Genomic DNA, 13793 nt, shown 5'->3' with positions numbered 1-13793 from the left:
TCCCGACTTGCGCTCAGGAGTGGCCGTCGAACTGGAAGTTGCCGGCCGCCAGGGCGGAGGTCTTGACGCCCAGGAGCGTCAGGGTCTCGCCGCCGCCGAGGTCGATCTCGACATTGTCGCCCTTCTGCGTCATGGCCTCCTTGACGTCGCCGAAGTCTTCGAGCTTGAGCCCCTTCAGGTCGATGGTGTCGCCGTCGGAGGCCGGCTTGAAGTCGGCGATGGTGTCGCTGCCGTGGCCCTTCTCGAACACGAAGGCGTCGCGGCCGGCACCGCCGAACAGCAGGTCGTCGCCGCCCTTGCCGTCGATGACGTCGTCGCCGTCACCACCCTGGATGATGTTGCCCAGACCGTTGCCGGTCAGCGAAGCCTCGCCGGAGCCGGTGAAGGTCAGGTTCTCCACATGGGCGGGCAGCTTGAAGTCGGGGGCGCTGCTCAGGACGGTGTCGATTCCGCCGTTACCCTTCTCGACGACCTTGTCCTTCGCGGTGTCGACCACGTAGGTGTCGTCGCCGTTGCCGCCGATCATCTTGTCGGCGCCGGCCTTGCCGTCGATCCTGTCGTTGCCCTTGGTGCCATTCAGGGTGTTGGCGCCGCTGGTCCCGGCGATGGTCTTGGTAGGCTCCGCGCTCTCCGCCCAGGCGCCGGTGTCCTTGTCGGCCGGCTTGCCGGTGCCGGTGTCCTCGGGCGCGGGGGCCAGGGCACCGTCGGCCGCGGAACCGGACTCCGCCTTGACGCCGCTGCCGGCCGCCGGCTTGGTGCCGCCGACCTTGTTGCCCGAGACGACGAAGCCCGAGGACTGGCCGGCCTCCGGCTTGAAGAAGTTCGAGCTGGCGACGCTGTTGTCGATCACCTTGTTGTTGAAGGAGTTATAGGTGAAGTGCCCCTTCTGCTTGTGCGCCGACGAGCCGACCGGGTCGCTGAACGAGTTGTCCTCGACCAGGTTGCCGTTGGCGCCGGTGAAATGCAGGCTCTTGCCGTCGATCTTGGCGGTCACGACGTTGTGGTGGACGTGGACGTTCTTGGCCTCGAAGCCCTTCCACTCGTCCGGGAACTCGCGGTTGAAGCGCGAGCTGCCGACGCCGCCGACCTTGATGCCGATCGCGGTGTCGATGTCGAACAGGTTGTTGGCGACCTCGACGTTCTGCGAGCCGGCCTTCAGCGTGATCCCGGTGTACTTAGCCTCGCCCTTGATGGTGTTGTTGGCATAGACGACGTTCTTGACCGAGACGTTGTCGATGGCTTCCTGGCGCCAGTTGCCGTCGATCGTGTTGTTCGTCACCAGCACGTTGTTGGCGCCCTGGAACAGCTTGAAGCCGTCCTGGCCCTTGCCGGTGATGGTGTTGCCCTCGATCAGCAGGTTGTGGGGCGGATTCTTCCACGGGCCCCAGATCTTGAAGCCGCCGATGTCGCCGCTTTTGGTGTTGGAGACGACGTGGAAGTCCTTGATGGCGACGTTGCTGATGCCGTTCGCGGTGACCGTGGCATTGCCCGATCCGCCGACGATCTTGGCGGCACCCTTGCCGTCGACCGATTCGAGGACGATCGGCTTGTCCTCGGTCCCGTGCAGGCCGCTCAGCTTGATGTTTTCGTTGTAGGTTCCGGCCTTGACCTTGATCATCGTGCCGGGATCGGCCTTGTTGATCGCGGCCTGGATGGTCTTGAGCGGAGAGCCTTCGGAACCGTTGCCGGAGTTGTTGCCTTTATTAGAAACCCAAATGACTTTGGAGGGGTTGAATCCAGAAAAAATATCGGCGACTTTGCGGGCTGTGGGCATCTTGGAGTCTCTTTATCTGTGTAGGGTGAGTTGGCGCAGTTTCGGCTGCATTACTTGGGACTATTGCAGTCAATCCTTAATCCATCTTTACCCCGGCTGTGATAAAAAACGGTTTTGCGCTCTCTGGTAAGTGCTGTCCTCAGTGAAGAGCGCGCGGGTGTTCCTCCGTTTCATCCAATGGTCTGGATACGGGTCGGGATTTCGGTGGGATCTCTCGAATTCAGGCGCAAGATAGTTGGATTTTCGCGCCGATCGGAGACATTCGTCTGGTGGGGTTTTCGGGCCGGGTACGCGACGGGGTCGCGGACCGTTGATGACCATCGATCCGATGATCGGCACTGGAAATCAGTCGACCTGGAACAAGGCTAGAATAAAGCCATCATAACCTCACCTTCGTTGAATTCGCGCAGGACCAACGTCTGCGCACTACGTTTCGCAGAATTTCACATGCCTTCCCAGTGTATTACTGGAAAGCCTTCGCTGAACTCATGACAGTAGGGGTGTTTTCTTGTCGGCGAGTTAACTTGACCGCAAATTACAGGCATTTGGCCGTGATGCCTGCGCAAAAAACCCGTTTGGAAATTCGACAAAAGTGAGACTTCGGTTATGGCAGAGTTGAGATTTCGGTAGGGCGGACGGGATGTTTCCGGTATTTTTTTGGTATTCTGCCGGTCGGCCGCCGTTTACCTCTTGAAACAACCGGAACGGGCCGCAACTGTTCCCGGCCTCGAAGGATATCGCGATTACATCGCTCTCTCAGCTACCGGCACTGGGGCTGATCGGCGGTGCTCCGGTGGTCCAGCCAGCGCGACCGGTAGGCGCGCAGCCCCGGCACATGCAGCGACGGCGGCTTTTCCAGGGAGATGGGGACGGGGGCCGCCCGGCGGACATGGTCCGCCAGCAGCGCCGCACCGGCGGCGGACCCCCGGGCGTCGGTATTGAGCAGCGTCTGGCCATCCGGGTGGCGCGAGCGGCGCAGGCACGACACGAGGCCGGAATAGAGCGGATCGTGCGCCAGGGTACCGTCGAGCACCGCCAGACCGTCGCTGCCCAGGGCATCCAGGCACCCATCGGTCAGGAGGGCGGCGCGGATGACCTCCAGGGCACGCTTTTCCGCGGGTGTTCCGCCGGCTCCGGGGGAGGGCAGGACGCCGGCCTCGATCAGGCGGTTGGCCACGGTGAGGTCGGCCGCCCGCCCGGCAGCCCGCGGAACCTCGCGCCAGGCCGGCACCGGCGCCCCGGCCAGCGGCCGGCCCTCCACGTCGGCGCAGGTGAAGCCGCGCTCCCCGCCCTGGCCATCGGGGGCGGGAGTGTCGGCAAGCCCCAGGAAACCCTGGCCCGCGGAGACCACGGCGATGCCGGCGTGGCCGGCCGCCTGGTAGCGGTAGAAGTTGGCGCTGGCGCGGTGCAGTCCGGCCAGCACGTCCAGGTCGGCCGGAAGCCCGAGGCGCTGGGCCAGTTCGGGCCGTAGGCGCCCGGCCGGCGCCCAGGCGGGCGCCATGGGCGGGATCAGCCGGTCCCAGGCCTGCGCCCGGGCGACGGCGGTGAATCGCCGCTCCCGCACGTTCCAAAGGTTCGACTGGGCGCCCAGGACCGTGACTTCGGAGACGGCGGCCCCGCTCAGCCGCCACGCCCAGTATTGCGGCAGGCCGAGGAACCAGCGAGCCCGGCCGAAGGCCTCGGGGAACTCGTGCTCCAGCCACAGCAACTGGCCGGCGAAGGGAATCGCTTCCGGCAAGGCGGGACCGCCGCGATCCCCCGGGGGGCCAACCATGTCGGCATAGGCTCGCCCGATCTCGGCGGGCAGCGGCTGGCCGGGATCGATCATCGGGGCGGCGGGGCCGTCCTCGGTCACAAGCACCCCGCCGGCGCCGCAGGCGACGAAAGCCCCGAGCACGTGGCGGGCCGCCGCGTCGCGCAGGCCGTCCAGCAGCCACGACTCCAGCCCCGTCAGGTCGTAGTGCCGGTAGGGCGGACCGTCCTGGGCCGGGTTGGGGGCGGAGACCGTCTCCAGGATGGTGCCGCGGCGGGTCGCGACACTCAGCCTCACGTCCGTCGATCCGACCTCGAAGACGGCGATGCACGCGCTGTTCTCGTTCCTCACGCCCTGAATCCCCCTCTCGAAAGCCCGTGCGGGCCGGCGAAGCCGGCCCCGGCGGGACCCGGGCCCTCGGGTGCGCGTCCGCGTTATACCCCTATATAAAGATCAAATATTGCCCGATCCTTGATGAATTCGTGCTTTCACGACGCGGCGTCGCGCGGGCGGGCGACGTCGTTGATGCCGTCCAGGTCGGGCGCCTGGCCGTAGCTCATGCGGCGCATCTGCTCGATCACGCGCTCCATCTCCTCGTCCGGCAGCACCGGCGGGTCACCCAGGGTCAGGGCATGGACATACATGCGAGACAGGGTCTCGACCTCGTTGGCCAGCCACAGGGCGGACTCCAGCGTCTTGCCGAGCGAGATCTGGCCGTGCTGGCCGAGCAGGCAGGCGAGCCGCCCTTCCAGCGCCTCGAGCGCGTAGTCGGAAAGCTGCTGGGTGCCGAAGGTCGCGTATTTCGCGCACCGGATGGTGGTGCCGCCGGCGACGCCGGTCATGTAGTGGAAGCTGGGGATCGTCCTGTGATGGCAGGCCAGCGTCGTGGCAAAGATGGAGTGGCAGTGCAGGACCACGTCGATGTCGGTGCGCTGGCGCAGAATGTCGCGGTGGAAGCGCCATTCCGACGACGGCCTGCGGCCCACATAGGTGCCGTCGAACGCCATCTCGACCAGGTCGTCGGGCTGCATCCGGTCGTAGGGCAGGGACGAGGGCGTGATCAGGAAGCCGTCGCCGAACCGGACGGACAGGTTGCCGGCCGTCCCCTGGTTGATGCCGGTCGCGTTCATCTGCCGGCAGGTCTCGACCATCTCGCGGCGCAGGTCTTGGCCGTCGGTGTGCTGTGTCATGGCGTTTCCAGTCTCGTCGTTGTCGAGGATGTCGTCGGGGCCGCCGGCGCGCGGGCCAGCTCCAGCCAGCGGGCGCGGTAGTCCGCCAGGCCGGGCAGGTCCGGCAGGGGCGGCTTCTCCAAGGCTATGGGGACCGGCGAGGCGCGTCCGGCATGGCCGGCGAGCAGGGCCGATCCCGCGGCGGTGCCCTGGGAATCGAGGTTGAACAGGGTCTCGCCGCCGGGATGGCGGGTGCGGCGGAATGCTGCCACCAGCCCGGCATAGAGCGGGTCGCGCACGAAGCTGCCGTCCAGCACCACCAGCCGTTCGCTGACCAGCGCGTCCAGGCACACGCTGGTCAGCAGGGCGGTGTAGAGCACGGCGAGCGCCCGCCGCTCCGCCGGGGTTTCCGGCGGCGGGCCGGCGATCCGGCCGGTCCCGGCGCTTCCGGGAAACATCCCGTCCTCGCCGCCGAAGGAGGGCAGGGCCAGGGTGCCGGCCGCCACCAGCCGGGCGACCAGACCGGCGTCGGCCCGCTCGCCCGTCCCCTCGGTGCCGGCGACCCGGGAGAACTCGCGCCCGCCCATGGTCAGCGCGCCGGCCAGCGGGCGGCCCCGGATGTCGGCGTTGCAGGTCATGCCGCGGGCCTCGTCGAGGCGGGCCGGGTCGAAGCGGTCGCTCAGGCCGACGATCCAGGTGCCGGTGGAGACCACCGTCATGTCCGAGTGGCCAGCCGCCTGGTAGCGGTAGAAGTTGGCGCTGCTGTCGTGGATCCCGGCCAGCACCTCCAGGTCGGCCGGCAGGCCGTGGTGCCGCGCCAGGTCGGGCCGCAGGCGTCCGACCGCTTTCCAGGCCGGGGCGAAGGGCGGCATCAGGCGGTCCCATCCGCGCACTCGGACCAGAGCGGCCTGGCGCCCTTCCGGCACGTTCCACAGGTGCGACTGGGCGCCCAGGATGGTCACTTCGGACACCGCCGCGCCGCTCAGCCGCCACGCCCAGTATTGCGGCAGGCCCAGGAACCAGCGCGCCCGGGCGAAGGCTTCGGGAAACTCCTCCTCCAGCCACAGAAGCTGCCGGGCGAGGTGGGTCGCCCCCAGCATGACCGGGCTGCCGCGCTCCAGGTAGGGGCCGGCCATGCCGGCATAGGCGCGGTCGATCCGGGCGGGCAGCGGCTGCTCGTAGTCGATCATGGGAGCGGCGGGACCGTCCTCTCCGACCAGCACGCCGCCGGAACCGTGGCCGCAGGCGACGAAGGCGCCGAGCCGGTGGCGGGCGGCGAAGCCGCGCAGGCCGTCCAGCAGCCATTCCTCCTGCCCGGCCAGATCGTGGTGGCGGTAGGGCGGGCCGTCGCGGGTCGCGTTGGGCGTGGAGATCGTTTCCAGGATCGCGCCCGCGCGGGTCGCGACGTTCAGCTTCACGTTGGTCTTGCCGATGTCGAAGACGGCGACCCTGGTTTCCTCGCGGATCTTGTCGTTCTCGTCCTTCACGCTCTGAATTCCTCCCTCAGGGCCCGGTAGAGCCGCCGGAACCGGACGAAGCCGTCGCCATATGCTGCATGCAGCGCGGGGTCCGGCTCGGTGACGTCGAGCACCGGCGGCTTGACGCAGACGTCGGCGACAGCCTCACCCGTCGCCGCGATCCTGGCGAGGCGGGCGGCGCCGAACGCCGGGCCGGCCTCGCTGCCGGCATAGCGGGTGACCGGGATGCCGAGCGCCGAGGCGATGATCCGGGTCCAGAACGCGCTGCGGGCGCCGCCGCCGATGATCGCCGCCCGGTCCACCGGCGTTCCCGCCGCCTCCAGGCAGTTCCGCGCCTCGCGCAGCGACAGGGCGACGCCTTCCAGCACCGCCTGCATCACGTCGGTCGGCTGCGTGTCGGGGGCCAGCCCGAACAGCACGCCGCGCGCGTGCGGGTCGTCGTGGGGCGTCCTTTCCCCCGCCAGGTAGGGCAGGAACAGCAGCCGCCCGGGTCCCCGGAAGCCGGCCTCGGTCCGCGCCAGCAGCTCCCCGATGTCGGGGAATCCGACCAGCCGGGCCGCCCATTCCACCGTGCTGGCACCGTTCAGCAGCGCCGCCATCTGGAACCAGGTGCCCGGCAGGGTATGGGCGAAGCCGTGGATCAGGGTCTCCGGCGCCGGCCGGTAGGTGCCGGTCGTCACGAAGACCTGGGCCGAGGTGCCGAGCGAGACGAAGGCGTCGCCGTCCGCGATGGCGCCGATGCCGACGGCACCCGCCGCCGCGTCCCCGGCCCCGCCGGCCACGGCGATCTCCCGGCCGGCCAATCCCCACTCCCGCGCGACCGCCGGGGAGAGCGTGCCGGCCGGCTCGGTTCCCTCGGCCAGCCGGGGCATCCGGTCCGCGTCCAGCCCGCAGGCCGCCAGGAGCGCCGGCGACCATGCCCGCGCCGCCTCGTCCAGCAGCAGCGAGCCGGCGGCGTCGGACGGGTCGGTCACCGCCTCGCCGGTCAGCTTCAGCCGGACATAGTCCTTGGGCAGCATGACGCGCCGGATGCGGCCGAACAGCTCCGGCTCGTGCCGCCGGACCCACAGCAGCTTCGGCGCGGTCAGGCCGGGCATGGCGGTGATGCCGGCGATCCGTCCCAGGCCGGGGACCAGGGCTTGCAGCTCGGCGCATTCCGCCGCGGCGCGGCCGTCGTTCCACAGGATGGCGGGGCGGAGCGGCCGGTCGTCGCCGTCCAGCAGCACGGCGCCGTGCATCTGCCCGGACAGGCCGATCCCGGCGACGGCGGCGAAGGCGTCCGAGGCCGCCCGGCGGACCTCCGCCACGGCATCCAGGGTCGCTCGCCACCAGATGTCCGGGTGCTGCTCCGACCACAGCGGATGGGGCCGGGACGTTGCCAGCGGCACCGCCGCCTTCGCGAGCGGCGCCTGGGCGCCGTCCACCAGCACCACCTTGACGGCCGAGGTGCCGATGTCGATTCCCAGCCAGGCCGGGCCGCGCGGATCAGGCATTCCGGGCATCCCCGGCCACCGGCCCGAACCGCGGCGGGATCCTGGTCATCGGGAACTCGTCGGCGGGGTACTGCTCGATATAGGCGAAACCCTGCTCGATCATGGCCTCCACGTTCTGGCGCAGCATGGTGACGGGGAAGGGGAGGAACGCCGCGAACGGGTCCCAGTCGAAGCAGCCGATGAAGCGGCCGTGGAAGGCGGCCGGCTCCAGCGACTGGAAGAACTGAACCGCCCCCTCGAAAGCGGTGATGGAGTTGACGAACAGCCCGGCCGGCATCCCGCCGAGCCTGGCGCACAGATCCTCGATGGCTCGGCGGGCGACCGGCGGCGAGTAGCCGCAAGGGTGGATCCTGTCGTCGCGCAAGGGCAGGCCGCGGGCGGCCAGAGCCTCCCGGAACCCGGCGACGCGCTCCTCCGTCGCGTATTCGCCGGCGACGCCGCCCAGGAAATGGATCTCCTCCCCGGCGACTCCGCCGGCCCCGCGATCGGCGGCGGCGATCTTGTCCAGCAGGACGTCGGTCAGCATGCGGGCGCCGCCCCGGTTGTCACTGACCACCGACGGCGCGTTGGCGCCGGGCAGGTCGATGTTGACGCAGGGGATCCCGGCGGCATGGCACAGGTCGTTCAGCGGCTCCGGCCGGGCCACGCCGACGATGAACAGGAACTCGACCTGGTGGGAGAGCAGTCGTTCGACCACCTCGCGCTCGGTCTCCGGCTGGCGCTGGGTGCTGACGACCATCGGGCAGAACCCGCGCGCGCGGGCGCCGGCCTCGAACGTCTCCGACAGGCCGGCGAAGAAGCGGTTGCGGTAATGCGGCATGATCATGCCGGCCAAACCGGAACGCGCCAGCCGCAGCCCCCGGGCCTTCATGTTGGTGGTGTAGCCGATGTCCCGCGCGGCGCCGAGCACGCGGGCCGCGGTCGCCTCGCTGATCCGATAGCGCTGCCACGTGCCGTTCAGCACCATGCTGACGGTCGCCGGCGACGTTCCCGTGGACGTCGCGATGTCGTAGATGGTGGACTTCCGCCCCCGGTCCGACGCCATGCCGCGCGCTTCCTCCCCCGTGCTCCCGCTTGGCGCCGTTGCCGGCCGCGGGTGATTCATCGGGAGCATGATAGAGCATCATGGCCCGGTTTGCTAAATGGATTTAGCGGTCAAGAGCGGTGAACGTTGGAGGGTACGCGTCGCGCGCACCGTGGGCGGCGGGACGCCGCCCGGCACCGGCGGGTCAGCGGACCAGCATCTTCGCGGCGTTCTTCGTCCGGGTCACCAGCTGGGCGGCGTTGGTCAGCTTCTCCGTGCTCCGGCCGGCGTTCACGGCGCGGTCGAACGCGTCCTCGGTGGCAGATCGCTATGCGGCTTGTCGAGGGCCGCCAACATCGCGCGCTGGTGGCCGGGATTCTTGTGGAAGACGTTGAAGTCGCTGCCGATCAGGGTGGCGGCGCTGTAGCGCGGCAGTTCCTTCTTCAGATCCTCCTCGGCTTCGCGCATCAGCGCGGAAACCGGCGGGTTCAATTAGATGATGTTGAGGTCGCCGTCGGCGATCATGACGTTGAATCACAGGGCATCCAGGGCCGCGACCTTGTTCGCGAGCGCCGGGTCGGTCTTGAACATCTTGAACATTACTTTTCACCTTTCAACCAAACTGATCAGCCATTTTCGCGAAGCCGGGGCGGCATCGGCCGCCCCCGTCCGTGTCACGCCGCCTGGATCCCGGCGAGGAAGCGCTCGACCTCGGCGCGCAGCATCTCGGCCTGGTGCGCCAGCTCGCCGGCGGCTCCCAGCACCTGGCTGGCCGCGGCCCCGGTCTGCTGGGACGCCTGATTGACCTGGGCCACGTTCTCCGACACTTCTCGGGTGCCGGCCGCGGCCTGGGTGACGCTGCGCGAGATTTCCGCCGTCGCCGCCGTCTGCTCCTCGACCGCCGCCGCTATGGTGGTCGAGCTGTCGTTGATCTCGCGGATCGTGACGCCGATTCCCCGGATGGCTGCGACCACCGCCCCGGTGGCTCCCTGCATCGAGCCGATCTGGGCCGAGATCTCTTCCGTCGCCTTGCTCGTCTGGTTGGCCAGGCTCTTCACCTCGCTCGCCACGATGGCGAAGCCCTTGCCGGCCTCGCCGGCGCGGGCGGCCTCGATCGTCGCGTTCAGCGCCAGGAGGTTGGTCTGGCTGGCGATGTTGGCTATCAGGTCGACCACCTCGTTGATCTTCTGCGCGGCGTCGGCCAGGCCCTGCACCGTCGCGTCGGTCTGCGCCGCCTCCTCGACCGCCTGGTTGGCGATGCCGTTGGAGCGGGTGACCTGCCGGGCGATCTCTTGCAGCGAGCCGCTCATTTCCTCCGCCGCCGAGGCGACGGTCTGGACATTGGTGGATGTCTGCTCCGCCGCCACAGCCGAGGCGGTCGCCTGACGGTCCGTCTCCTCCGCGATCGCGGCCATGCTCTGCGCCGTGCTGTCGAGTTCGGTCGCGGCCGAGGAGACGGTGCGCAGGATCGACGAAACGGAGTTGTCGAACGCGCCGACCAGCCTCGCGATCTCGGCGGCCCGCGCTTCCTTCATCGCCTGCTCGGCCTTCTGCTCCTCGGCGAGCCGATGGGCGGCGATGGCGTTCCGCTTGAAGACGTCGACCGCCTCGGCCATGGAACCGATCTCGTCGCGCCGCCCGACGCCGGGAATGTCGACCGCCCGGTCCCCGCCGGCGAGGCGCCGCATCACCTCGGTCATCCGCACGATGGGCCGAGAGATCGCCCGGCCGCTCACCCAGGCGAGCGCCACCCCCAGCAGGAAGCCGGCGCAGGACAGGGCGACGATCAGCTGTTCCGTGAAGGAGATGAAGCCGGTCGTCTCGGATTCGACCCTGTGCTCCTCCTCGGCGGCGGAGTCGCGGATATGGGCGGCCGTGCCGGTCAGCGCATTGCCGGCCTCGAACATCGGGCCGGTGATCCGGTGCTCGATCGCACCGCTCAGCTCGACCACGCGGTCGAAGCTCCTGCGGTATTCCGCCGCCAGCTCGCGGGTCCGCGCCACCATGTTCCCGTAGGAGCGTCCGGCGGAGGCGGAGGACAGGGTGCCGAGCACCCGCTCCAGCCCGGCGAGCTGTTCCGCCGCCGCTTCGGCCGACGCCTTGTCATGGCGCGCCAGCATCTTGTTGGCGGCCAACCTCGCCTTCAGGAGGGTTTCGAGCGCGGAGCCGGTCAGCGTCACGGCGTCGCTGTTGCCGTCCCTGACCGCCAGGAGACGCGTTTCCTCCAGGTCGCGCACGGCGGTGTTCCCGTCGGGGTCCAGCACCTCGCGCACGAGCCTGTCCGCCTCGGTCTTCCAGGCGACGATGTCGTCGAAGCTCCGGCTGTAGGCGTCGAATCTCCGGAGGCTCTCCGTCAGGTCGCCCCTGAGGTCCGCCTCCGACACGAGCGTCAGGCCACGGTCGAGGCCGGCCCGCAGCCGCCCCATCGCGGCGCGCGCCGCTTCCGCCTGGTCGGCACGGCCGGTGATGGCGTACTCCCGGACGAACCGGCGGACCTCGCTCATGTCGCGCTCGACGGTCCGCGCCGTATCGACGATTTCGACCTTCCCGGCGTAAACGTGGAACGCATCGCCGACCATGACGAGCGAGCCGACGCTCTGGATGGACAGGGCGCCCAGGATGACCAGCACGGCGCCCGAGGCGATACCGATCTTCGTTCCGACCTTGATGTTGGCGAAGGCCGCGCCGACGCGCGATCCATGGACAGGCATGGTGTTCTCTCCTTGGGAACGGCTGGGTCAGAAGGATTCGAGCAGGAAGCGCCGGTTGCGCCCCTGCACCGGCCGCGCGTTGTTCATGAACAGCGCCGCGAACTGGGCGATCTGGCTCGTCGATGCCTCGATCGGGGTCGCGAACACGGTCCAGGTGACCCCCTCCGAGCAGGGGGGCGTCGTCAACGACCCGGCATAGCGGAAGTAGGAGCGCGTCTCCGGCAGCAGGCCGGCGGGGTCGATCGCCCCGGCCGAAAAGGCTTCGCCGCCCGCCTTCGTCGGCATCACGTCCCAGAGGGGCTTCAGCGCGGGGTTGGCCGAGCCCGGAGTGATGAAGACCCCGACGACCGCGATGGCCCCGGCCGCCGACTTGTGGACGAAATGGCACTCCATCTGGAACGGCTTGCCCGAGAGCAGATGCTCCGACGGATGGTGGAAATGGAACTGCGCGAGGTCGTAGCGGGTGCCGCCGATGATGCTGTGGCAGCCCGGCCCGCAGTTCGCCTGGACCGTGTGGCCGTTGTTGACGACGGTGACGGGCACTTTGGAGAAGTTGATGTCGAGCTGTCCCGCCTCGGCCCGGATCGCCCCGTCGATGTCGATCGGCGTCTGTTCGAGGCCCAGCGAGCAGGAGCGGAACTCGGGTGTCAACTCGCCCCAGTGTTCCGGACCGTCGACGCCGCCATAGGACCAGTGGGGCGAGGCGTTGCCGTGGGCCGGTTCCCCGGCCCAGGCGATCCCGGTGCAGATCGGGCAGGCGGCGAGCCCGCCGGCCGTCAGGTGCCGTAACAGGGTACGGCGAGTCAAAGGGGCGGATTCAGGCATGATCTCCTCCAGGCAGTCAGGGCGTCCCCGGCGGACTCCGTCCGGGCCCTGTTCGGCCCGGCGGTCCGCCGGCATGTTGGGGGGGCGACGTCGACGAAGTCTTTCGCGGCGAAGCCCACGCCGTGCGGAGAAGCGAGATCGATACCAACCCGCGTTAGCTCTTTGGCGTTATGACCAAAGTGAGGAAAAGATCCTGTCCCGTCCGGGAAGGATGCCCCGCACGGTCTTGGACCGCTGTGTGGACGTGAATTTTGAGATTAACGCGCGTTTACCACGCGCCCGGTAAGGCATTTTGCGAAAATCTTTTCGGCAGTGCACGAATTCGGTGCTTGGCGCGGGTTGAATTCTTCCCCGATCGATAGATTTAAATGCATTTTGCGAAACGAGGCGGCCGTGGATCGTTACACCGGGAGACTTTCCGGGGGGCAGGCTCTTTGGAGGTGCCCTCAGAACGGCATTGACCGCTTTGCTAAATGGATTTAGCTTTCGATCGCCAACGAATATCCGGCATCAGGCCGGAAGCCACAGGAGGAGGAAACATGACCCGCAGGATCGGTCGCCGGCTCGTGCTCGCCGGCGCCTTCGCGGCCACCCTGACCGCCACGGCCCTGACCTCGGCGGCCTTCGCCCCGGCGGCCCACGCCGCGGAGACCCGCATGGGCGTGGTCGTCAAGATCGGCGGCATTCCCTGGTTCAACGCCATGGAGGCGGGCATCAAGCAGCGCGCCAAGGAACTGGGAGTGGACGCCTTCATGGTCGGCCCGACCAGCGCCGACCCGGCGCTGCAGGTCCGCGCGGTCGAGGACCTGATCGCCCAGCGCGTCGACGTGATCGGCGTGGTGCCGAACGACGCGGAGGTGCTGGAACCGGTGCTCCAGCGCGCCCGGGACGCCGGCATCAAGGTGATCACCCATGAATCGCCCAAGCAGAAGAACGCCGACTGGAACTTCGAGCTGGCCTCGGTCGAGGGCTTCGGCGACGCCTATGGCAAGATGCTGGCCGACCGGCTGGGCGGGAAAGGCAAGTACGCGGTCTTCGTCGGCTCGCTGACCGTGCCGCTCCACAATGCCTGGGCCGACGCCGCGATCGCCTACATCAAGCAGAACCATCCCGAGATGGAACTGGTCGGGGAGCGCTACGGCGTCGCCGAGAACGTGGACGAATCCCGGCGCACCGCGCTCGACCTGATGCGCGCCCATCCCGACCTGAAGGGCTTCCTCGCCTTCGGCAGCCAGGGCCCGATCGGCGCCGCCCGCGCCGTCAACGAGCGCCGCAAGGGCGGCGAGGTCGCCGTGCTCGGCCCGTTCTCGCCGGGGCAGGGGCGCCGGCTGGTCCATGACGACGTCCTGACCGGCGGCTTCATGTGGAACCCGATGGAGGCCGGCAAGGTCTTCGTGACCCTGGGCGACATGCTGGCCAAGGGGCAGGAGATCAAGGACGGGATGGAGATCCCCGGGCTGGGCAAGGTCAATCCCGACTTCGCCGAGCGCAACATCATCGTCGACCAACTCGTCGAGCTGAACAAGGACACGGTCGACGAGCTGGCCGAACTCGGCCTCTGAACCC

The 13793-nt window shown here is 68.8% G+C and carries 10 protein-coding genes; 1 reads left to right on the top strand and 9 read right to left on the bottom strand.

Annotated elements, in window-relative coordinates:
- Positions 1 to 13: 13 nt before the first annotated feature.
- From JL101_RS31245 to JL101_RS31205, 9 genes are all read right to left on the bottom strand, one after another.
- Positions 14 to 1774: a right-handed parallel beta-helix repeat-containing protein gene (locus tag JL101_RS31245; protein ID WP_203101850.1), complete on the bottom strand. Its 1761-nt coding sequence runs from the start codon at positions 1772 to 1774 to the stop codon at positions 14 to 16.
- A 760-nt stretch (positions 1775 to 2534) separates the two neighbouring features.
- On the bottom strand, positions 2535 to 3878 hold the full coding sequence (locus JL101_RS31240; protein ID WP_203101848.1) for an FGGY family carbohydrate kinase: 1344 nt from the start codon (positions 3876 to 3878) through the stop codon (positions 2535 to 2537).
- 137 nt (positions 3879 to 4015) lie between these two features.
- Positions 4016 to 4717 carry a class II aldolase/adducin family protein gene (locus JL101_RS31235; RefSeq protein WP_203101846.1) on the bottom strand — a complete coding sequence of 234 codons (702 nt, stop codon included), beginning with the start codon at positions 4715 to 4717 and terminating at the stop codon, positions 4016 to 4018.
- Entirely contained in the window at positions 4714 to 6183 is a 1470-nt protein-coding gene (locus JL101_RS31230; protein WP_203101844.1) for an FGGY-family carbohydrate kinase, read from the bottom strand. Before JL101_RS31230 ends, JL101_RS31235 begins: the two co-directional genes overlap by 4 nt.
- Positions 6180 to 7667: a xylulokinase gene (gene xylB, locus JL101_RS31225; RefSeq protein WP_203101842.1), complete on the bottom strand. Its 1488-nt coding sequence runs from the start codon at positions 7665 to 7667 to the stop codon at positions 6180 to 6182. Before xylB ends, JL101_RS31230 begins: the two co-directional genes overlap by 4 nt.
- Positions 7660 to 8712 carry a LacI family DNA-binding transcriptional regulator gene (locus JL101_RS31220; protein ID WP_203101841.1) on the bottom strand — a complete coding sequence of 351 codons (1053 nt, stop codon included), beginning with the start codon at positions 8710 to 8712 and terminating at the stop codon, positions 7660 to 7662. Before JL101_RS31220 ends, xylB begins: the two co-directional genes overlap by 8 nt.
- Before the next feature lie 270 nt (positions 8713 to 8982).
- Positions 8983 to 9159: a hypothetical protein gene (locus JL101_RS31215; protein ID WP_203101840.1), complete on the bottom strand. Its 177-nt coding sequence runs from the start codon at positions 9157 to 9159 to the stop codon at positions 8983 to 8985.
- Between the two features lie 206 nt (positions 9160 to 9365).
- Positions 9366 to 11402: a methyl-accepting chemotaxis protein gene (locus JL101_RS37120; RefSeq protein ID WP_228435565.1), complete on the bottom strand. Its 2037-nt coding sequence runs from the start codon at positions 11400 to 11402 to the stop codon at positions 9366 to 9368.
- A 27-nt stretch (positions 11403 to 11429) separates the two neighbouring features.
- Positions 11430 to 12227, bottom strand: coding sequence for a carbonic anhydrase (locus JL101_RS31205; RefSeq protein WP_203101839.1), 798 nt, complete (start codon positions 12225 to 12227; stop codon positions 11430 to 11432).
- A 539-nt stretch (positions 12228 to 12766) separates the two neighbouring features.
- Between JL101_RS31205 and JL101_RS31200 the strand changes: the two genes are divergently transcribed.
- Positions 12767 to 13789: an autoinducer 2 ABC transporter substrate-binding protein gene (locus tag JL101_RS31200; protein WP_203101838.1), complete on the top strand. Its 1023-nt coding sequence runs from the start codon at positions 12767 to 12769 to the stop codon at positions 13787 to 13789.
- The last annotated feature ends 4 nt before the right edge of the window (positions 13790 to 13793 follow it).

The organism is Skermanella rosea, from assembly GCF_016806835.2.
Classification (GTDB): Bacteria; Pseudomonadota; Alphaproteobacteria; order Azospirillales; family Azospirillaceae; genus Skermanella; species Skermanella rosea.
The sequence above is the reverse complement of the archived record's forward strand: the minus strand, read 5'-3'. Positions and strand labels throughout refer to the sequence as shown.